The sequence below is a fragment of the SAR202 cluster bacterium genome (genome assembly GCA_016872285.1).
Lineage (GTDB): Bacteria > Chloroflexota > Dehalococcoidia > Lucifugimonadales.
This window is the reverse complement of sequence record VGZZ01000045.1, coordinates 1-19,613: the sequence shown is the minus strand read 5'-3', so window position 1 is coordinate 19,613 and position 19,613 is coordinate 1. Positions and strand designations below refer to the sequence as shown.

20 protein-coding genes and 1 tRNA gene are annotated in these 19,613 nt (G+C 60.4%); 8 read left to right on the top strand and 13 right to left on the bottom strand.

The window, feature by feature from the left end:
• The first annotated feature begins 354 nt into the window (after window positions 1–354).
• Window positions 355–582, top strand: a complete 228-nt coding sequence (locus tag FJ320_10750; protein MBM3926438.1) for a hypothetical protein — start codon at window positions 355–357, stop codon at window positions 580–582.
• A gap of 69 nt (window positions 583–651) precedes the next feature.
• Entirely contained in the window at window positions 652–873 is a 222-nt protein-coding gene (locus FJ320_10745; GenBank protein MBM3926437.1) for a hypothetical protein, read from the top strand.
• Window positions 874–983: 110 nt separating this feature from the next.
• Here the strand turns inward: FJ320_10745 and FJ320_10740 are convergent, their stop codons facing one another.
• From FJ320_10740 to FJ320_10710, 7 genes are all read right to left on the bottom strand, one after another.
• Complete coding sequence (locus FJ320_10740) at window positions 984–2,186, bottom strand: amidohydrolase (GenBank protein ID MBM3926436.1); 1,203 nt, start codon at window positions 2,184–2,186, stop codon at window positions 984–986.
• Window positions 2,187–2,252: 66 nt separating this feature from the next.
• Window positions 2,253–2,978 carry an ABC transporter ATP-binding protein gene (locus FJ320_10735; protein ID MBM3926435.1) on the bottom strand — a complete coding sequence of 242 codons (726 nt, stop codon included), beginning with the start codon at window positions 2,976–2,978 and terminating at the stop codon, window positions 2,253–2,255.
• Window positions 2,975–3,256 carry a hypothetical protein gene (locus tag FJ320_10730; protein MBM3926434.1) on the bottom strand — a complete coding sequence of 94 codons (282 nt, stop codon included), beginning with the start codon at window positions 3,254–3,256 and terminating at the stop codon, window positions 2,975–2,977. Before FJ320_10730 ends, FJ320_10735 begins: the two co-directional genes overlap by 4 nt.
• A gap of 1 nt (window position 3,257) precedes the next feature.
• Window positions 3,258–3,695, bottom strand: a complete 438-nt coding sequence (locus FJ320_10725) for a hypothetical protein (GenBank protein ID MBM3926433.1) — start codon at window positions 3,693–3,695, stop codon at window positions 3,258–3,260.
• 162 nt (window positions 3,696–3,857) lie between these two features.
• Window positions 3,858–4,175: a hypothetical protein gene (locus tag FJ320_10720; protein MBM3926432.1), complete on the bottom strand. Its 318-nt coding sequence runs from the start codon at window positions 4,173–4,175 to the stop codon at window positions 3,858–3,860.
• 12 nt (window positions 4,176–4,187) lie between these two features.
• Entirely contained in the window at window positions 4,188–4,553 is a 366-nt protein-coding gene (locus FJ320_10715) for a hypothetical protein (GenBank protein MBM3926431.1), read from the bottom strand.
• 194 nt (window positions 4,554–4,747) lie between these two features.
• On the bottom strand, window positions 4,748–4,936 hold the full coding sequence (locus FJ320_10710; GenBank protein MBM3926430.1) for a hypothetical protein: 189 nt from the start codon (window positions 4,934–4,936) through the stop codon (window positions 4,748–4,750).
• A 178-nt stretch (window positions 4,937–5,114) separates the two neighbouring features.
• Between FJ320_10710 and FJ320_10705 the strand changes: the two genes are divergently transcribed.
• Genes FJ320_10705 through FJ320_10695 form a run of 3 tightly spaced genes read left to right on the top strand, consistent with a single transcriptional unit; the run spans window position 5,115 to window position 9,873 of the window.
• Window positions 5,115–7,571 (top strand): CoA transferase, encoded by a 2,457-nt coding sequence (locus FJ320_10705; protein MBM3926429.1) that lies wholly within the window; start codon window positions 5,115–5,117, stop codon window positions 7,569–7,571.
• An 8-nt stretch (window positions 7,572–7,579) separates the two neighbouring features.
• The gene (locus FJ320_10700; protein MBM3926428.1) at window positions 7,580–8,755 is read left to right on the top strand and encodes an acyl-CoA dehydrogenase; all 1,176 of its coding nucleotides are present in this window, start codon (window positions 7,580–7,582) and stop codon (window positions 8,753–8,755) included.
• Window positions 8,756–8,757: 2 nt separating this feature from the next.
• On the top strand, window positions 8,758–9,873 hold the full coding sequence (locus FJ320_10695; protein ID MBM3926427.1) for an acyl-CoA dehydrogenase: 1,116 nt from the start codon (window positions 8,758–8,760) through the stop codon (window positions 9,871–9,873).
• Between the two features lie 296 nt (window positions 9,874–10,169).
• On the opposite strand, the gene FJ320_10690 is transcribed toward FJ320_10695, so the two are convergent.
• Window positions 10,170–11,549: a VCBS repeat-containing protein gene (locus FJ320_10690; GenBank protein MBM3926426.1), complete on the bottom strand. Its 1,380-nt coding sequence runs from the start codon at window positions 11,547–11,549 to the stop codon at window positions 10,170–10,172.
• A 330-nt stretch (window positions 11,550–11,879) separates the two neighbouring features.
• The gene (locus FJ320_10685; protein MBM3926425.1) at window positions 11,880–12,851 is read right to left on the bottom strand and encodes a nitronate monooxygenase; all 972 of its coding nucleotides are present in this window, start codon (window positions 12,849–12,851) and stop codon (window positions 11,880–11,882) included.
• A 167-nt stretch (window positions 12,852–13,018) separates the two neighbouring features.
• Here FJ320_10685 and FJ320_10680 point away from each other — a divergent pair, with 167 nt between their 5' ends.
• Complete coding sequence (locus FJ320_10680) at window positions 13,019–13,615, top strand: TetR/AcrR family transcriptional regulator (protein MBM3926424.1); 597 nt, start codon at window positions 13,019–13,021, stop codon at window positions 13,613–13,615.
• A gap of 64 nt (window positions 13,616–13,679) precedes the next feature.
• Here FJ320_10680 and FJ320_10675 read toward each other — a convergent pair.
• Window positions 13,680–13,756, bottom strand: a tRNA-Val gene (locus tag FJ320_10675).
• A 102-nt stretch (window positions 13,757–13,858) separates the two neighbouring features.
• Here FJ320_10675 and FJ320_10670 point away from each other — a divergent pair.
• Window positions 13,859–14,197 (top strand): antibiotic biosynthesis monooxygenase, encoded by a 339-nt coding sequence (locus FJ320_10670; protein MBM3926423.1) that lies wholly within the window; start codon window positions 13,859–13,861, stop codon window positions 14,195–14,197.
• A gap of 17 nt (window positions 14,198–14,214) precedes the next feature.
• Entirely contained in the window at window positions 14,215–15,675 is a 1,461-nt protein-coding gene (locus FJ320_10665; GenBank protein ID MBM3926422.1) for a M20/M25/M40 family metallo-hydrolase, read from the top strand.
• 391 nt (window positions 15,676–16,066) lie between these two features.
• Here the strand turns inward: FJ320_10665 and FJ320_10660 are convergent, their stop codons facing one another.
• The 3 genes from FJ320_10660 to FJ320_10650 form a co-directional block, all read right to left on the bottom strand.
• Window positions 16,067–16,939 carry an aldolase gene (locus tag FJ320_10660; protein MBM3926421.1) on the bottom strand — a complete coding sequence of 291 codons (873 nt, stop codon included), beginning with the start codon at window positions 16,937–16,939 and terminating at the stop codon, window positions 16,067–16,069.
• Window positions 16,940–17,204: 265 nt separating this feature from the next.
• A complete protein-coding gene (locus FJ320_10655) occupies window positions 17,205–17,816 on the bottom strand; it encodes an urea carboxylase-associated family protein (GenBank protein ID MBM3926420.1) in 612 nt (203 codons plus the stop codon).
• Between the two features lie 6 nt (window positions 17,817–17,822).
• Entirely contained in the window at window positions 17,823–18,959 is a 1,137-nt protein-coding gene (locus FJ320_10650) for an LppX_LprAFG lipoprotein (GenBank protein MBM3926419.1), read from the bottom strand.
• Between the last annotated feature and the right edge of the window lie 654 nt (window positions 18,960–19,613).

Here is a 19,613-nt window from a genome sequence, read left to right as displayed (position 1 = left end):
AGCTTCTAAAGCTCGCAGCTAGGCCAGGTAGTCCCTTATCATGGTCGGGGAAAGGTAACCGTAATTCTGAGGCAACAAAAATCTTTCGGTAACCATTGTTTATGAGGTCACACGGTCCAGGTCGTTCAGCCGCCCAATCACCTCCACCATCCCCTCCAGCTCCTGGGCGTATCTCTTCAGCGACTCGGCGTCAAAGGGGCTTACGCCCATCTCCTCGATCATTTTCTTGAGGGTCTGCGGATCGACTTTCGCCATACCTAACCTCGCTTTTGTCGCGGCCTGAAAAGCCGGATGCTGCCAGGTATATAATCACCCTGTAACCGCACTTGCAACCCGTGTATGAAAGGAGGCCATATGGCTATCGGAGGCGCCAAGCCTAACACCCAACTCGACCCTATGGGCCAGGCCCAGGGCCGTGTCTTTCGATTTACCGTTGAGTCCGACGCCGAGGTTATTCAAGACCAGCTAAAACGAGGCCGAAACCGCCGCTTCGAAATCTTGTGCGACGAGCCGCAATGGCTGGGCGGCCTGGACGCCGCGCCGACGCCCCTGGCGTATTTCTCCCTCGCGCTGTTGTTTTGAGAGCTGACCCAGGTTGCGCGGTACGCGCAGCTTAGAAACGTCTCCATCAAAAGCGCCAAGGGCCACGTCGTGTTGAACTTGACCATGCGAGGCTCCATCAAGGCCGGCACCATCGACGCCGGCTCCGACAGCATCGACACCGTCTTCGAAATCGAAAGCGACGAAGCGCCGGAAAAGGTGAGGGAGGTGCTGCGGCTGGCCCGTCAGGGCTGCTGGGCGCGCCGCATGTTGGAGCAACCCACCAAATTCAACGACACCCTGAAGCTAAACGGCAAAGAAGAGAGCCTTTAACAGGGTTATTACGCAGTCCTACCTTCAGGTCCTCTCCCCCCTTGAGGGGGAGAGCTAGAGAGGGGGGTCGGGGTCTTGGTAGGGGGAGTTCCTAGTCCCCGGAGCTGAGGCTAGGCCGAAAGTATCCGCTGGCCGTACAGCCTCACCGCATTGTCCCATAGTATCTTCCGCTTTGACCCCTCCGGTATCGGCTGCTCCAGGAACGAGGGCAGCGCCTTGTCCGGGTCCGGGCCGTCCGGGTGCGGGTAGTCCGTGTTCCAAACAATGTTTTCGTCCCCCACCAGCTGCGCCACCGACCTCAGGGCGAACTCGTCCGGGTCGCAGGCCACAAAGCCCTGACGTTTGAAATACTCGGTGGGCGTCAGCGACAGGCTCTCGGCGTCGAACCACATGCCCTGCCGCTTATCGTGGACGGCGTGGTCGTCCAATCGGCCCAGCCAGAAAGGCAGCCAGCCGGCGTTGCCCTCCAGGAAGGACACGCGCAGCTTGGGATGCCGCTCCAGAACACCCAGATATATCAGGTGTCCCAGCGAAATCATGTTCTCAAAAGGGAAGCCGATGGCGTGGTCCAGCGCCACCTCCGGCCCTGACATGAGATGCCGCGGCTTATATCGAGAGGCGGCGTGGGGCTCGCGGGTCATCACGCCGTGGAAAGACACCGGGCAGTCCATATCCTGCGCCGTCTTCCAGAAAATATCGTAGTCTGGGTGGTGCCAGGGACGCTCCCTGGTGCCCAGCGGCATGCAGACAGTCACGGCGCCTAGCTTTCCAATCACACGCCGCGTCTCTATTACCAGCCCTTCGATGTCATGCTGGTTGGGCAGCACACCCACCATCTTCAGCTTCTTGGCGTTGGTGTCACAGAAGGAGCGTGACCAGTTGTTGTAAGCGCGGGCGCAGGCCCACACCAGGCCCTGGTCCTTGGGGCCTGGGAGCAGCCGCATAGGGGCGGGGAAGTCGTCGATGCACACCTGGATGTCCCAGCCGTACTTGTCCATGTCCTTGACCCGGCTCTGGGGCGTCAGGCCGGCGCGATAGGCGTCCCCGTACTTCTCCTCCATCAGCGACTCCAGGTCCGTCTTTGCCTTGCGCTTGTGGTCGCCGCCCAGGAGGTTGCCTTTGTGCTGCGTGCCCTCGGGGAAAAGCTCGCAGGGCAGGAAGCTGCCGCCGCGCCCGAAACCCTTCCTCGCTTCGGTGCGAGGCGCCACCAGCGGGCGGCGGTCGCGGTACTCCGGCTCCATAAAATCGCTCCACAGGTCGTAGGGCTCGGAGATATGGGCGTCGGCGTCTATGACTTTGTAGCCTTTATACATCTAAGGCTCCTTTTATATTTGTAGGCAGTGTTAACGATAGATTATAAGACAGGGTTGTTCCGTTCGCTAAGGCATCGCGGCCATACTGGCTGGCTTAGTTCTCACCTCGTGCTTCACCACCGAGCCGTCAGCCATGGTCACCACCCGGTCCGCCTTGGCCATGACGATAGGGTCGTGGGTGGCGACGATCATGGTGACGCCCTGGCTCCGCGTGAGGTCCCGAAGAAGGGTCGCGATGGCCTCGGCGGTCACCGTATCCAACTCCCCCGTGGCTTCGTCCGCGAAGACCACCGACGGGTTGTTGACCAGCGCCCGCGCCACACCCAACCGCTGCTGCTCGCCGCCCGACAGCTCGTAAGGGCGGTGCCTGGCCCTGGCGGCCAGGCCCACCTTGGCGATGGCCTCCGCCGCCCGGCCCTGCCGCTCCTTCCAAGGCACGCCGGCGATGTGCAGCGGCAGCTCCACGTTCTCTTGCGCCGAAAGCAGCGGCAGCAAGGCGAAGGACTGGAACACAAAACCCACCCTTCGCCTTCGCAGCTCCACAAGCTGCGACTCGCTAAGCTCGCTCAGGGCGCGGCCCTCGAAATAGACGGAGCCGGAGGTGGGCCGGTCCAGCCCCGCCAGCAGGTTCAGCAGGCTGGTCTTGCCGGAACCTGAACGGCCCACAATCGCCAGGAACTCGCCCTGAAACACCTCCAGGCTCACGCCGTTAACCGCCAGGACCGCCTTCTCCCTGGTGGGAAACTCACGGGACACGACCTTCGCGGAGACTATCGGCCCGCCGAGGTTCATAGGGTGCGTTCTCCTTCCGGAGGATTGAGAGTAACCTTCCTGCCTTCAATATCCACGTGGGCGCGGTAGCTGGGCTTGAGCCGGTCGGCGAACTCCTTGGGTAGTTGCAGCCGGCCAGCCTTGTCCACCACCAGGTACTCGCGAAAGGCCGCTCCTCCCTCGCGCCGGAAGTTGCTCTCCAGCAGCCGCTCGACGCCTATCTTGCCGTCCCTGATGCTCACCACCCTCGGCACGTAGTTCACCACCCCCTGGTCGTGGGTCACGATCACCACCGTCACCTTAGTCTCGCGATTTATCGTGCGGAACAGCTCGAATATCTGCTGCGACGTCTGGCTGTCCAGCTCCCCCGCCGGCCTCTGGCACCGCGTCCTGGGACCCCACCATGTTCATGTGCTGCGACTGCCCGAAGCGTTTTGTGTCCGCGATAGCCCAGCCCAGGCGAGAGTCTATGTTGGACTCCACAATGCCCTGGGTCCGCTGGTAGTCCTTGGGGCCTATGGGCTTCTGCTCGACAATGACCCTTGTGTTGCGTACCTCAGGCTTGGTGTTGGCAAGGGTATGATGGACACCTCCCTCCGCCAGGGCACGGGTATATGGATCGCTGATAGAGAGGAACGTGGACACCGCCAGCATGCCCACGCCCGCCAGGACCCACAGGGGCCAGTGATGGCGAAGCCGCCTCTTCAGTAGCCATGCTGCCGTCGAAAACCAGGACAAATTACCCTCGCGCAGAGACTAATTGCCCTCAGAAACAACAAACAAACCGGTTAAGGGTGCGTTACGCGATAGATATTACGACAACACCGCCGCTAAAGGAATGGTATACGTCAACCCGACGCCAGGACGTCCACAAAGGCCGGCCTCTAGCCCGTTGAAGTCCTAGCCGACGATAAGCTCACCCCGGCCATTCTCATGCCCCGCCAGGATCTCCGAGGGGTTGTAGTAAAAGTTGGAATAAATCTGCCCGCCGCGGATGACAAAGGGATGGGTCAGAAACTGGGGATGCAGAAATTCGTGAGGGAACTTCTGCTCGTGGTACTGACAAAGCAGCGCCACCGGCATGCCTAAAATCAGGTCGTTCCACGAGGCTTCCCACGACGACAACTGGGTCGCTGAAATATCGGGTTCTAGTGTCCACGTCATGTCCACCGCCACCCACAGGCCCCTGTTCCCCAGTGCCACGCCCTGCCTGACAATCTTCCGGACCCGCTAGCCCATCAGCCGAGCGTTGAAGCCGCCTTCAATCCGCCAGTTCCACTTGCTCACAAAAAGCAGACTGCCGTACCTGCGTTCCTTCTCCACGTCCACACCGGCGGCGGCTAAGGCCCTTGAGAACTCTTCCGCGCTCCGGCCTCCGGTTACGCAAATGCCGCCCTCACCCCTGGACAAGCCTTCGGAAATCCAGGAGACCGCCAGGGCCAGCTCTTCATCGGGACTTTTATAGAAGCTGCAAACGTGATCGCCGTGATGAAGCTGGGCCAGCCTTTGCTTGAGGTCCCGCGTCACAAGCCGGCCTTCCGGATAAACGCCGGGAACCCGCTGTTTAGATGTCTGCGAAACTTCCACCCTTCCCATCCCGCACCCACAAAATGAGAGGAAAACCGCAGCTTAAATTAAAGCCATGTCCTATAATCTTACCATCGAGGGAAGATTCTGCACAGACACAGCCGGCCGGCATTCACCCTCAATCCTCCGCCGCCATCCTGGCCTGAGCATCCGCCCGTGTGCGGACGGTTACTCCTGTGGCACCCTCTCGTTCACCCACTTCATTACCCGCGTCTCAATCTCTTTAAAAGTGGCGTGCAGCCCGCGGCGGCCGCCTTGGCCGTGGCCAACTGCCTCTTGGCCTTACCAACCAGCGCCAGCACCTGCTCGCGCTCAGGGCCGTCCGCCATCCAGCGCCGCGCCAGCGCCTCCACCTCATTAATCGACTCCCCCACCTCTGTAGGCACGTTCATGCTGCTTCAAAACTCCCTTGTAATTTCGAGCAGCAAACTCGAAGATTTTTGTCCCTTAATAATACGTAACTACGTCTGTAATGGATTTGTCTTCTTGCTGTCTGTCGTCTATGCCGTGTCAGACGCCTATTTGCGCATGATTCCCATAGGTTGCAGCGACATGTAAAATCATTGGAGTTTGAGCAATCGCAATCTATACCTTTCGAGGGCGATAGAGTCTTTGCTGCCCTTAAACAATCTGCGTGTGCTGGAAACGGGCCGCGGCGACATGGCCGCCTACTGTGGCCGCCTCCTCGCTGACGCCGGCGCCGACGTCGTCAAAATCGAGCCGCCCCAGGGCGGCCCCCTCCGCCGGCGAGGCCCCTTTCCCTGCGGAAGCCCTCACCCCGAACGCGGCGGCATGTTTCTATCCATGAACACCAACAAGCGCGGCGTAGCGTTGGACTTGGGCCGAAAAGAGTCCCGCGAAGACCTGTCCGCACTCTTAAATTGGTCAGACATCCTTATCACCGACGTGCCCCTAAAGCAGCGCGCCAAACTTGGACTCGCCCGCCGCAGCCTCCACGCCGCTAATCCAGGCCTGGTCATTGTCTCCATCGTCCCCTTCGGCGAATCCGGGCCATATCGAGACTACGCCGCCAACGACCATGTCCTGGCCAGTATGAGCGGCCTAGCCTTCGCCACCCCCGGCATGCCCGACCACGTCGACGACCCCGATAAGGAACCGCCCCTGCGCCCCTCCACGCCCATCGCCCACCTCATCGCAGGCGCCGCTGCCGCCCTCAGCGCCCTCATGGCCTGGCGGCTCACTCAGTCCGACGGTCGAGGCCGCTACGTCGAGGTGTCGGCCCAGGAAGCCGTCGCCACGCTGCTATATCGAGACATCTTCAACTACTCCTACGGCCATAAGATCACAGGCCGCCGTCCCGTGCCCCTGGCTATGATGCCCAACGCCGTGATGCCGTGCAAAGACGGTTTCGCGATTCTGGGCATACCCTTCGACCATATGTGGGACAAGTTTGTTAAGGTCATGGACAGCCCCGATTGGGCTAGCCTGGAGGTCTTTAAGGACACTCTGAGCCGCGCACAGAACTGGGACGCCCTGGAGCCTCTGCTGCGAGAGTGGACAATGCGGCGCACCGGCCAGGAGATTATGGAGACGTGCCAGAAGGCCGGCCTCCCCTGCTTCGAGGCCTTCCCCATATCGCGGGTCCTCTCATCGCCGCAAGAAGCATCGCGCCGCTACTTTTGGAACTTGCCTTTGGATGAAAGCCGTGAGTACAAACTGGCCGGCGCGCCCTATATCTTCTCGCGAACGCCCCTCAATCTCCGACGCCCCGCACCTAGCCTCGGCCAGCACACTCGAGAGGTCTTGGCGGAAGCGGAGCGCCGACTCCCCAAGGAGGCCGCGCTCCACGGCCCGCCTATGGCCAGGCCCCTGGAGGGTGTGCGAGTAATCGACTTCGGCCAGGTGGTGGCTGTTCCCTTCGGCACCCAGCTCATGGCCTGGATGGGCGCCGACGTTATCCTCGTCGAAAGCCGCGTCCGCCTGACCACCCGCACCTACCCGCCCTTTGCCTACGGCAAAAGCTCGCCAGACAACGCCGGGGCCTTCAACCTGCTAGGCTCCAATAAGCGTAGCGTCACCCTGGACCTGACCACGCCCCGGGGACAGGCCCTGGCGAAAGGCCTGGTCGCCACCGCCGACGTTGTGGTAGAAAACTTTTCGACGGGTGTTATGGAGAAGTTCGGTCTGGGCTATCAGGAATTGAAGAAGGCCAAGCCGGACATCATCATGGCCTCAGTCAGCGGCTTCGGACGTACCGGTCCCATGGCCCGATACGCGGCCTTCCACAGCGGGGTCAACTTTGCCAGCGGCTTCGGCTCCATCACCGGCCACCCGGGCGGGCGGCCCCGAATTATGGGCTCCCTCTTGCCCGACGCCGTAAGCAGCCTCTTCTGGCTCTTCGCCGTCCTGGCGGCCCTGGAGGAGCGGCGGCACAGCGGCCAAGGCCAGTATATCGACGTATCCATGTCCGAAGTCCTGATGCACCTCATGCCCGAGGCCATCTTCGACTACTCCGTTAACGGCATGGAACCTCAATTCTTAGGCAATCGAGACCGCGTCAACGCTCCCCAGGGCGTCCATCGATGCCAGGGCTGGGACGCCTGGGTGGGCGTCTCCATTGAGACCGACGCCCAGTGGGGCGCTCTCTGCCGCGCCATCGGCTATCCGCGCCTTGCCGCCAATCGCCGATACGCCACCTCCCAATCCCGCCACACCCTCCACGATGAGATCGATGCCATAATCACCCGCTGGACCATCCAGCGAACACGTGAGGAGGCAGCCGCTGCCCTCCAATCGGCAGGTGTGCCCGCCGGGCCAGTCCTGAACCCCAAAGACCTCCTCAAAGACCCCCATCTCACGTCGCGAGGCTTCGTCCGCGCCGTCGACCACCCCACCGCTGGCCGCCGCCGCATGCTGGGCGTGCCCTGGCGCATCAGCGGCGCCGCGCCGGTCAAATACGGCCGCGCCCCCCTCCTCGGCGAACATTCCTCGCAAGTACTTCACGACCTACTCGGCCTGCCTGATGAGGAAATCGAATCGCTGGTCCGAGAAAAGGTCATATACTAGAGGCCGCCATGCGATTCACCTTCACACCCGAGCAGCAGGCCTTCCAGCGGCAGGTCTGCCAATTCCTCACCTCCCAAATCACCCCACAGGTCAAGAAGCGCCACAACGACCCCAACGAGTTCAGCGGCTGGGCCTGGGACTTCTACATGGCCTTTCGCAAGAAGCTGGCCGCGCAGGGTTACATTGGCATGGCCTGGCCCAGAGAGTACGGCGGCCAGGGCCGCGATTTCTTTTACCAGATGATTCTTGAAGAGGAGTTGGAGTACCACGGCGCCCCCGGCCTGGACCGCTCCGTCACCTACATCCCCAACTCTATCCTGGCCTCCGGCAGCGATGAGCAGAAACGCTTCTTCCTCCCAAAAATCGCCGGCGGCGATCTGCAGTTCTTCGTCGGCTACACCGAGCCTGAGGCCGGCTCCGACCTGGCGTCGCTAAGCACCCGCGCCGTAGCCGACGGCGACGACTTCGTTGTCACCGGCCAGAAAGCCTTTGCCTCCGAGGCCAACCATGCCGACTATGCCTGGCTAGCCGTCCGCACCGATTTCGACTCGCCCAAGCATCGCGGCATATCCCTGCTTATCGTGGACATGAAAAGCCCCGGCGTCACCCTCGGCGAGTTCACCACCATCAGCGGCTGGAAGCACTCCACCGTGAACTTTGACAGCGTCCGCGTGCCCCGCCACAATCTGGTCGGCGAGATAAATCGGGGCTGGTACTACATCATGGGCGCCTTGGACTACGAGCGCGCCGCCCAGAGCAACCCCGGCCTCCCCCGCCGCTCCTTCGACCGCCTGGTCGAGTACTGCAAGACTACCCTCCGCGACGGCAGGCCCCTCATCCACGACCCCGTGGTGCGATGCCGCCTGGCTGAACTCTCCGCCGAAGTGGAAGGCGCCAAACTCCTGAGCTACTGGGTCGCGTCCATGCACTCCCACGGCCTGCGGCCCCAGCACCAGACCGCCCTGGCCGCCATGGTCAAACGCAAGACCACCCGCGCCATCGATGTTTACGCCATGGAACTTCTCGGCCCCAGGGGCAAGTTGACCCGTGACGATGCCTACGCGCCCGCCGACGGCGGCTTCCTCTACGACTATTTGAACAACATGTACTTTCACTTCGCTGCCGGCGGCTTCGACGTCAACCGCAACATCATCGCCATCCGCGGCCTCGATTTACCTCGCTAGCCATGGACATCCAGCTTACCGAACCCCAGCAGATGCTAAAACGCACCGCCAGGGCGCTCCTTCAAAAAGAGTGCCCCGTCGATAAAGTCCGCGCCCTCGAGTCCGACCCTTCCGGCTACGACCCGTCGCTGTGGCGGCTAATGGCCGGGCAGGGCTGGCTGGGCTGGGCCTTCCCCGCCGAATACGGCGGCGCCGGCGGCGATTTCTTCGACCTCGCCTTGCTCATGGAGGAGATGGGCTACGCCGCCGCGCCCTCGCCCTTCCTCGCGTCGGTAGCCATGGGCGGCATGGCGGTGCTGGGAATGGGGTCGCATGAACAGAAGAGTTCTCTGCTGCCGCGCGTCGCCTCCGGCGAGTTAGTACTATCCCTGGCTTACCTCGAGGGCGAGTGCCGCCCCGACCACTTCACCACCCAGACCATCGCTGAGAATGACGATGGCGGCTTCGTATTGAACGGCCAAAAGCTCCTTGTACCCTTCGCTACCTCCGCCCACAAAATCCTGTGCCTCGCCAGCGCAGACGGCAAACCCTTGCTCCTCATCCTCGACCCCCATTCCCCGGGTGTGACCCTCCGTCCCATGGCCTCGGACAGCGGCGAATCTCTATGCGAACTTAATTTACATAACGTGCAGGTCGGTGTAGATTCTGTGCTAGGCCAACCTGAGAGTCACTCAAATGTGCTGCCTGGAGTCATCGCGAAAGCTGCCGCCCTTCGATGCGCCCAGATCGTCGGTGCCTGCGAGCGCGTTCTAGACATAACTGTCGATTACGTGAAACGCCGTGTCCAGTTCGGCCGGCCCATCGGCGCCTTCCAGTCGGTCCAGCACCACGTCGCAGACATCTATCGCGACCTCCATATGTGCCGCCTCCTCTCCTACCAAGCCTGCTGGAATATTAGCGAAGGCCTCCCTTTCGATGCGCCCTTGTTCCAGGCCCAAATCAAAGTCATGCGCGCCGCCCCCACCATCACACGCTTGGCCCACCAGGTAGTCGGCGGCGTCGGCTACTATAAGGAGTTCCCCCTGGAGCTGTTAACCCGCCGCGTCACCGCCTGGGCCGCCTCCCTCGGCACCCCCGACACCATCGCCCGCCGCTTGGCCGACGCGCTATGGGTGTAGCGCCCGCGTTTGCTTGATCTTTCGCGGCCGGCTTCTGACGAGGGTAAAACTCCAAACGTCAACCTTCGTTAGCCGGCAGTGGAACTAGTGACGCCACTAGATGCCCGCGTTCGGTGATCTGTAACGACTCGCCGGCAGCAACGCATCTCAGCTAATAGATGGCCTGCCGTCGAAGCTCGCGAACTCGTATCCGCTTCATGCGTTACATTTTGGCACTTCGCGGAACCGCATACGAGAAAGCCGTAGCTGCGGAATCGACGGGAAGAGAGGTGCCAGCGGGCCATCGCTAACCAGTATTAACGGTGCAGCAGTAAAGTTACGGAGTCGCCCTCAAAGCTGGACGCCGCGATGTCAACCTTGCCGTCCTCATTCACGTCCCCGACGGCAAGTTGGTAAGCGCCTCGCCCAGCGGCGAAGGGCGAGCCCGGCGCTGCCGCAAAGTACCCTTGGCCGTCACTAAGGAGGACTGCAATCTTTGACTCGAAGGGCGCGTCACCATCTACCGTTGCGACGACAAGGTCGGCCTTCTTGTCCTCATTAACATCGACCGCAGCCACCTCGAACGCCGACTCCCCAACATTGATTCCTGAGCCAGGTCGAGGCATGAACACACCCTTGCCTTCATTCAGCAAAACGCTCAGAAGACTGCTCCGCCCGTGGCTTAGAATGACATCGACACGTCCATCGCCGTTCACGTCCACCAGCGCCGCGACACGAGGGTCCGGCGCCACCGACAAAGCATGGCCGGCTGCATCCCCGAAGCCTCCTCTTCCATTGCCACGCTGTACTGCCACTTGGCCGGAGTCACGGTCGGGTCTGGGGCCGCCGCTGGCGGTCACCAGGTCCAGACTTCCGTCTCCATCAACATCTCCCAGGGCATACGAGTAGAACGACCTGCCGGACTCCAGTCTCAAAACGACTTCCTGGGAGAACTCTCCGCTGCCATCCCCGGAGAAAATCTCTACGGTGTTCCGCCGCCCATTCGCTGTGATAATGTCTAACTTTCCATCTCCATTGAGGTCGGCAAAGTGAATGCTGGGCTTGTAAAACTCCATAGACTCGCTCGCCGCAAAAGGCGAACCGGAAGCCGGACTGAATCCACCCTTGCGATCGCCCAGTAAAACGCTAACGCTTTCTCTCCGGCTGTCCTTGCTTGCGATGCCAAGGTCCAGAATCCCGTCGCCGTTGACATCGCCAACCGCAATGGCGCCTGGCTCATAGCCCAAACCAATTGAACCCTCTGCACTCTGCGCGAAATGACCTTTGCCGTCGCCAAGCCGCACCGATAGGCTTTTGTTCAGCAAATGCTTCGTAAGCACATCCAGATACCCGTCATAGTCGATGTCCACTAGAAAAACTTCTCCCGACCCCCGCCCAACCATCACAGGCGAAGCGGCCACAAACAGGGTGCCATTCATAGCTGGATTCGTAATAGGTGAATTCACTTGGGCCGTTTGAGCGGCAGGCGGTGTGGATGGGGTGGCGGGTTGTGTGGATGCGCTGTTCGTCGAAGGCAGAGTAGGAGAATGTGGAGTGGATGAAGATTGATTGCCGTCTTGAACAGCCTGGCTGCCCTCAGCGCAGCCAAGGCAGAAGAGAATGACCGCGACTATAATGAGGAATCGATACACGGGTCCATAACCTGCAATTAACTTTTGGGAAGCCTCGGTGCGCATTATCGCATCTTATTGGGCTGCTGTGACCGACCGAGCCGATAGGAAAAGAAATGGTGGGCGGTAAGGGTCTCGAACCCCTGACCTCTCCGATTCATCGGAGCGCTCTAATCAATTCAAGAAAATGGTGGAGGATGGTGGATTGAAACACAAACTCGAATGTAGACTCGAAGGGTGGCCTGATTCAGGGGAATTTTGCGCAAGTGGGTTCTCAGCCGGGTAGAACTGATGAGTTCGATCAGCAACTCGGGTCGAATGTGTGACGCCAAGGGAAGGGCGCACTCTTCTCGATTTCTAGATCCAGGGAGCACACCTGAATCAGTAGAAGCCCTATTACTGTTTGGTGAACAGCTTCGTGGCAGCCTTGAGCGATTCTGATGCTTCAGCCATGATGCGGCGTACGATTTCACCAGCTGGCAAGACCTCATGTATGAACCCCGCTGTTTGCCCGGTAAACGGCAGAAGCTCGCCCCATGTCCCCCGCTCGATGGCTGTCCCTATCTGCTCCTGCAAGCGCTCCGATTCTCGTCTGGCGTCATCTCGCCTGTTCATCCATTCCTTCACGAAGGACGAGGAAAGCACCCTGGGAATGACATGGTAGCCGTCTGCGGGAGCGGGAAAGATGTCATTCCATGGCTCGAACTTCAGCGTGTCCTCCGACTGCGCTGCCACAATGTCCCGCTTCCATTGCGAATTGATAGGACACTCAACCGAAGCGAGGAACCGCGTGCCGATGCTGATGCCCTGCGCCCCGAGGGTTAGCGCCGCAGCGAGTCCGCGCCCGTCAGCGATACCACCAGCGGCGACCACAGGAGTAGAGCCGGCGATGTCAACGACCTGAGGGAGAAGCGCCAAGGTTGCCACAAGTCCGCCGAACCCCCCCCCGGCCTCGGCGCCTTGGGCCACAATGACGTCCACCCCCAAACTCACCGCCTCTCGTGCGGCTGCGGCCGTTGGCACCTGAAGCATCACTCGAATCCCCGCGTCGTGCGCCTGTTGCACCAACTCTCCTGGACTGTCAATGGCGAACGAGATGAGGGCGGGTTTGGCTTCCAATGTAACGGCAAAGACCTCTTTGTTGAGGTAACGGACTGTATGGTTGACTGCGAAGGGCCGCTCGGTCAGTTCTCGAACGCGGGCGAGCTCTTCTTTCAAGCTAGCGATGCTTCGGGCCGAAGCTCCCAAGCTTCCTAGTCCACCTGCATTGGAGACGGCCGCCACCAGTTCCGCCGATGTGAACGACCCCATGCCCGCCTGAATGATAGGAAACTCGGTGCCCAGTAAGTCACACAAGGGCGTGCGCATTTATACCTCCAGTTGGCTTATGCCTTGCCGCCAGTGCAGGATGAAGATACCTTGACTGCCATGTCGCCCTCCTCATGACCGCCAGGTTTACTCGGTGTAAAATATCAGGCAGAGTCTAGCGAGGTTTTTACACCGTGTCAAGCGAACAACCGCCCGCAAAGAAAACCATGCGAGAGGCGATCCTCGATGCCGCCGTGCAGGTCTTCGTCGAGCGGAGTGAAGAGGTCCGGCTGGAGGATGTCGCCCAGAAGGCCGGGGTATCGCGGCAGGCCGTGTACATCCACTTCGGCTCCCGCACGGGGCTCCTTGTGGAGATGGCACGCCACTTGGACGAGAGGTTCCCCCTCTCTGAGCACGTGGAGCAGCTCGCGCGTGCACCTAGCGGCCTGGACGCGATAGACATCGCGATCCCCGCTCCCGCCACGTACTACCCATTGGCCTACCCTATTGCGAAGCTGTTCCTGGCCGGTAGATATGCGGACGAGGCCATGAGGACCGCCTGGGACGACCGCATGAAGGCGCGGCGCGTCATCTGTGACCTACTGGTCCGGCGTTTGAAAGAGGATGGCGTCTTAGCTCCTCACTGGGACGTGGAGACAGCGACTGACGCGCTCTGGGTGTTGACCTCGTGGCAGGTGTGGGAACAGCTCGTCGTAGACCAGGGTTGGTCTAAGGAGCGCTATATGGATTATCTGCGGACTATGATCCACCGGACGCTTATCGATAGCGCCGGTAAGGCACCAGGGCCGCTGATCCCAGAGTAAGAAAGAGGACCGCTCATAGGGTCAGGACAAAGGTGACCGAGAAGGTTTTACCTTTTATCCAGAGTGGTGGGCGGTATAGGACTCGAACCTATGACCCCATGCGTGTAAAGCATGTGCTCTAACCAGCTGAGCTAACCGCCCACGGCCACAATCCATACTACAACACCAGGTAGCCCCGCTGGTATCCCCCTGCTATAATCCCGCCATCCTCACCGGGCCGCCCGTGGAAAGGACATCCCGCCCATGATTTCCATCTTCGTCACCATCAAGGTCAAGCAAGGCAAAATGGAGGACTTCATCAAAGCCGTTTACGACGACGCCAAAGGCTCCGTCCGCGACGAGCCAGGCTGCTATCGATTTGACGTCCTCCGCGACTCCAAGGACCCCAACCTCCTCCACCTCTACGAAGTCTATGCCGACCAGGCCGCACTGGAGGCCCACCGCAAGATGCCCCACTACACCAAGTGGCGCTCCATCGTCGACCCCTGGTTCGACGGCCCCGCCCAGCGCGTCGAGATGACCACCCTCTTCCCCTCCGACGCCGGCTGGAAAAAGCAAAAGCCTAATTTAGTGAACTGGTAAAAATTTATCGTCTCAATATGAGGGGGCCGACAATGAACAAGCGTAAGCAAGTCCACCAGCACATCAAGGAGCATCGAGAGCAGCACCTGGGCCGGGTCCGCGAATACATGGCCCAGCCCTCTGTCTCCCAGGAGGACCCCAAGGGCGTCGCCAAGTGCGCCACGCTCCTCCAGGGCTATTTCAAGCAGCTCGGCGCCCGCGAGGCCGAGGTCGTCCAGACGCCCGTCCTGCCCGCCGCCTGGGGCTACATCGACGCCGGCGCGCCCAAGACCCTGGCCGTCTACGCCTACTTCGACACCAACATCGTCGGCTCCGGATGGGACCACGACCCCTATAAGTCCGTCATCGCCGAGCGCAAGCCCTTCAAGTCCGTCGTTTACGGACGAGGCGGCGGCACCAAGGGCGGCTTCGCCGCCTTTCTCAACGCTATCGACTCTATCCAGGCCGTCGATGGCAAGCTGCCGGTCAACCTTATGGTGGTGGCCGAGGGCGAGGAGTTCGTCGGCAGCGACAACATCCCTATGCTCATCGACAAGTACCGCCACCACCTCTCCAAGGCCGACGCCACCATTGTCCCCGCCCCCTGCCAGAACCCCTCCGGCGACGTGACCTTGTTTCTAGGCAACAAGGGCAACCTCCATATCGAGTACGAGTGCTCCGGCGAACGATGGGGCAAAGGCCCCGCCGGCGGCCCCGTCCACTCCTCCGCCCAGCCCGTCGTCGACCACCCCGTGTGGCGGCTGGTCAGCGCCCTCAACACTCTCTACGACCACAAGTCCAATCGAGTCCTCGTCAATGGCTTCTACGATGGCCTCCTCAAGCCCACCGGCGAGGACATGGAGCTTATCGACGCCCTGGCCGTTAAGTACAAGGGCCGCGAGTCGTCAGCCATCCCCAATATGGCCCCGGGCAAAGTCGCTAAGTTCGCCCACAACGCCGCCGGCCGAGACGCCTTTATGCACTACTGCTTCGACCCCACTATGAACATCAACGGCATCCGAGGCGGCTACACCGGCCCTGGCACCCTCCTCTGGACCTTGCCCCACGCCGCCTACGCCACCGTGGACCACCGCCTGCCCCCCGACCTGGAGCCTAATGACATCGCCAAAAAGATCCGCGCCCACCTGGACAAGCTCGGCTACAACGACATCGGCATGAAGATTCTCATGGCCGTGCCGCCTCAAAAGCTCAGCGTCAAGGACGATTTAGCCAAAGCCGGCCTTCGTGTGTTCAAAGAGTGGGGCATCGAGCCCACCGTATGGCCCCGTCGAGGCGCCAGCGGCCCCATGGGTTTCTTCAGCCAGATGCTAGGTCACAAAGTCCTGGGCGCCACCGGCATCGGCTACGCCAGCGGCCACTCCGCCCCCAACGAGTTCCTGGTCGTTGACGGCGACGGCAAGGTGGGCGGCCTGGTGGAGCTGGAGCAGTCCTACGTGGACTTGCTCTACAGTTACGCCGCCTACCCAAAGGAGTTTTAGTCCAAGTGCACCTTCATTTCCTTTGATTTACGATCAATATCCTTCGCGAACTCTAGCGCGACTCTTCTGTCTGTACTGAGCTTCTCCCCAAAGCCACGGCGTTTTAGAAGATTCGTTACCTCCGCCGCCTCTCGAGCTTTGAAATAATCGCGTGTGTCGCAACTAACTGTTAGCCAGAAGCGCAATGTGCCTCCATTCCAAGAGCCATCCTTGGCTATGGCGAAAAGAAAGGTACCCGGGGCACCCTTGCTTATAGCTTTGATTGGAGCGGCCAGTTATACAATTCCTCCATTGAAGTGAAGTCATACTCACCCTTTACATAAGCAGGTTTAGCACATTTAACATGGATATTCATATCATGCACACCTCTATAAAGATCCTTTGAGTATATTTACCCCTTCCTCTGATACGCCCTCCCCCTCTCCAGCACCGAATCGTCCGCCTTCCCCATCACTGTAAAAATTTTGAATCCCTGCTCCATCCGCCTGTCCAGGTCCGCCGCCGAGCTGGCGTTTATCATGCACGCCACCCCGTGCTTGTTGCACGTCTTCACTATCTTCAGCATCGCCTCCTCCACTCGCGGGTCGTTGGTGTTCGGCCCCACGCCCATGGATATGGATAGGTCTCCCGGCCCCGCCAGTACCGCGCCGATGCCCTTGGCCTCCCCCAATATCGAGTCCAGGTTCTTCACACCCTCCACCGACTCGCATATCGGCATCAATAGTACCTCGCCGTCCGGGTCCAGGGGCCACAGGTCCGCCGCCTCATAGTACTCCGGCACCGACAGCCCCCAGTACCGCGCCGCCGTCCCCGGCCCCCAGCCTCGATGCCCCTCCGGCAGCCGGTCCTTGGCCTTGGACTTCTGCGCGTACCGCGCCGCCGCCACCGCCGCCTGCACCGCCTCCACGCTCTCCAGCCGAGGCAACAGCAAGCCGTAAAGCCCATAGTCCAGGGTCTGCTTGATAACCCACTCGTTGGTGCCTACCTCACCGATGTTCGGCGACACTCGAAGTATAGGCGTGGGATGCGCCTGCAAGTTACCCTGGGCCGCCAGCCGTTTGCGGCTTAACAGGAACTGCAGTGCCAGCCGGAGCTGCCCGAAGTCCATGCTCGTGTGCTCGTTCTCGATGAAAACGAAGTCATATCCCGCGTCCGCAGCATGCGACGCCTGGTCCAGGCTCCCGTTAATAACAAACGTGCCGATGGCCGGCTTCCCCTGCTCCAACAAGTCAATAATCCTGTTCAATCGAGGCTTCCGAGCCATACGCGCCTCCCCTTTTCACGATTTGGCCGCATCATACGCCAAGTGCGGAATGTATAAAAGAGTCAAGTGAGCAAAAACACGACACCAAGCCTGACGACGGCTCCACAGCCATTCTTGTTCTTTCCTCTCCCCTTGTGGGAGAGGATTAAGGTGAGGGGTAAACCCTAGAGGCTCAATCCTTTATCACTGCCACCCGCCGCGCTGCGCACTATCCCTCCCTCATTTCCTACTGTGGAAGGTCCAAGGATAGGGGGTTTCCCTTCCCCTAACCGTCCCCGTAAACTTCCACCATTACATCCGTCGGGTTCCAACCGTTGCACGGGTTCTGGTCCTGCGGGCACGCCGACACCACCACCAGCAAGTCCTCCATCGCCCGCAGCAAAATATAATCCCCCGCCTTCGTCACCGGCTCATGTATCGACAGCGACCCGTCCACCTTCACCTCCACGTTCTGAAACAGGTTCACCGGATGCGGGAACTCCGAAGGCGTAAACCCTCGCTCCCTCAGCGCCGACAGCGTGCTCACCTGGCAGCTAGCATGGTTTTCGATGCCGTACTCTCGGTATCGAACCGGGTCGCAGGCCGCGAACAGCAAATCGTGACGCTTCACCGGGTCCTCCACCACCATTAGCAAAGGCCGCCGTCGATTGCTGTACAGCGCCTTCCCCTCCTCCAAATACAGCCTGCCCAGCGCGCTGCGCGTGTACGTCGGCGACAACACTTCCGAGCGGTCCTGGTCGTTGAACGCGAAAAAGTCCGCCACCTGCTTACCCTGCGCGTCGATGACCTTGATAAACTGGCCCTTCGACACGCTAAACACCCGCGCGTTTCGTGCCGGTATATGTATCCGCTGGACTGGCTGGCCTGTCCTAGCCATCCGCCATCACCTTAAACATGGCAGCGCCAGCGCCAGTTCTTGCAGCGTCGGCAGACGGTGGCCTGCCCGAAGCTCCACGTACGCCTGGTCGCCGACAGCCAGACGCAGGCACGTCTGCGTCTCCACCGGCAGTCGTTCCAGCAATGCCTTCAGCTCCGCTGGCGTTTGCGGCAGCGCCGTCGACGGGTCCACCAGCGGCAGCTTGGGCGCCAGGCCCAGGTCGTTAAGGCACTTCTGGATAGCCTTGGCGACAACCTCAGACTCGACGCTTTCGCCGGTCATCACCAGAAAAAGAAAATCCAGCCCCAGCGATAAGCCGATGCAGTCCCCCATCTTGTCCCTTGCGGCTTCGCCTGTAACGCTCGACGACTCCAACGCCGACTTTATGAAATCGTTGCGCAAGTCCTCCAGCGACTTAGACGCTGCGGGCGCGGCGACCTGCGCTTCGTTATATGCCGAAAATGTAAACACTCCTGAATATGGCCCCTCTTCTCCCTCGCCCGTCACGCCTAGCTTATAAACCCGCCCGTCACCCTGGCCCACCCAGATATCTACAGTCGCCTTCGACGGGGGCTTGCCAAAGCTCCCAGCCAAACCTTCCATAGGTTCCATCTCCGCCTGGCCCCGGAAGTGGTACGTCTCCACCCCGCCCACCGCCTCCCTGCCCTGAAAAGCCAGTCCCTGAACGCCCGCCAGCGTCTCCTCCAACATCTCCACCACGTTAGGCAAATCGAACCCAACCACACCAGGCCCCGAGAACTTGTACCACTCCTGGGTCCCGTCAGGCTTGACGAAGAGCGCGCCGCCCTTGGCCACCGCCTCCACCTTACTCTCTTCCCCTGCCTCCAAAATCGAAGCCTGCGCCACGAAATCGGAAGGCCTCACCACATCGGCGTTCACAAAGACCTCTTGCGCGCCCTGGGTTATCCTTCCGGACACCTTAAAAGAACTCACCGATGACATCACCCCCACCGCTCGTTCCTGCGCCTGGGACGCCGCGGGAGCGGTGGGCGTAAGAGTCGGGATGGGGAGCGGCGTGCGGGTCACGGTGTCGCCGCAGGCCGCCAGGGCCAGCGTCGCTAATGAAAACAAACCGGCCAGGAACAGACCCGTCGGGCTTCGCCATCGAAAAATAGTAGCCATACAGCCCAGCTATTCTACACAGCTAACCTCTCGCCTATCCATAAAACACCTTACATAATGCCGCTAAATTCCCTGGCTGGCGCTATTGACACGCATGTTTTCATCGTTCTACCATAAACATACCGCTTGTGCGGAATCCTGTTTACGGACCCGTGAGGGTACCGAGGAGGTGAATATGAAACGTGGTTTAACTAGTAGGGCGATGGTAGGCATCTGTCTGGGCTCGACGGTCTAACAGAGTACATCGCAGAAAATAGACCTTTTAGGGTCGGGTCCGGGCAAATGCCTACCATCGCCCTGTGCATGGGGGTGGCCGCCGGATCGGACGGATCGCCGTAGAGACTAGCGCTCCGGACCCGACTCCTTCAAAACAAAGAGAAGCCACAAGGCTTCTTTTTTGTTGCCCCTTCCTTATCGTCATTTCGGTGAGCTCCGCCACAGCCTGCTTATACAATGAGGAGGCCGTCCGCCGTAGGAGGATTGGCCCTTTAGTCCTGAGCGTAGCCGAATGGGGTAGTCGAGAAACCTCAACGCCCCGCCTGCTGCCACACTCCTTATTCAACGGTTTGGCAGCGTTCATGTCATTCTTGTATCTTAAAAAAGGTCTAAACTGTTCTCCAAGCACAGCGATGCCGGCGGGGCAGGCCGTTTCAT

Excerpts from the sequence above, each read along its gene's own strand:
- FJ320_10735 (MBM3926435.1), bottom strand. The coding sequence starts at position 2,978 with ATGAACCTCGGCGGGCCGATAGTCTCCGCGAAGGTCGTGTCCCGTGAG.
- FJ320_10655 (MBM3926420.1), bottom strand. The coding sequence starts at position 17,816 with ATGGCTAGGACAGGCCAGCCAGTCCAGCGGATACATATACCGGCACGA.
- FJ320_10710 (MBM3926430.1), bottom strand. The coding sequence starts at position 4,936 with ATGAACGTGCCTACAGAGGTGGGGGAGTCGATTAATGAGGTGGAGGCG.
- FJ320_10695 (MBM3926427.1), top strand. The coding sequence starts at position 8,758 with ATGGACATCCAGCTTACCGAACCCCAGCAGATGCTAAAACGCACCGCC.
- FJ320_10700 (MBM3926428.1), top strand. The coding sequence starts at position 7,580 with ATGCGATTCACCTTCACACCCGAGCAGCAGGCCTTCCAGCGGCAGGTC.
- FJ320_10685 (MBM3926425.1), bottom strand. The coding sequence starts at position 12,851 with ATGCGCACGCCCTTGTGTGACTTACTGGGCACCGAGTTTCCTATCATT.
- FJ320_10750 (MBM3926438.1), top strand. The coding sequence starts at position 355 with ATGGCTATCGGAGGCGCCAAGCCTAACACCCAACTCGACCCTATGGGC.
- FJ320_10715 (MBM3926431.1), bottom strand. The coding sequence starts at position 4,553 with ATGGGAAGGGTGGAAGTTTCGCAGACATCTAAACAGCGGGTTCCCGGC.
- FJ320_10690 (MBM3926426.1), bottom strand. The coding sequence starts at position 11,549 with ATGCGCACCGAGGCTTCCCAAAAGTTAATTGCAGGTTATGGACCCGTG.
- FJ320_10650 (MBM3926419.1), bottom strand. The coding sequence starts at position 18,959 with ATGGCTACTATTTTTCGATGGCGAAGCCCGACGGGTCTGTTCCTGGCC.
- FJ320_10660 (MBM3926421.1), bottom strand. The coding sequence starts at position 16,939 with ATGGCTCGGAAGCCTCGATTGAACAGGATTATTGACTTGTTGGAGCAG.
- FJ320_10680 (MBM3926424.1), top strand. The coding sequence starts at position 13,019 with ATGCGAGAGGCGATCCTCGATGCCGCCGTGCAGGTCTTCGTCGAGCGG.
- FJ320_10665 (MBM3926422.1), top strand. The coding sequence starts at position 14,215 with ATGAGGGGGCCGACAATGAACAAGCGTAAGCAAGTCCACCAGCACATC.
- FJ320_10670 (MBM3926423.1), top strand. The coding sequence starts at position 13,859 with ATGATTTCCATCTTCGTCACCATCAAGGTCAAGCAAGGCAAAATGGAG.
- FJ320_10740 (MBM3926436.1), bottom strand. The coding sequence starts at position 2,186 with ATGTATAAAGGCTACAAAGTCATAGACGCCGACGCCCATATCTCCGAG.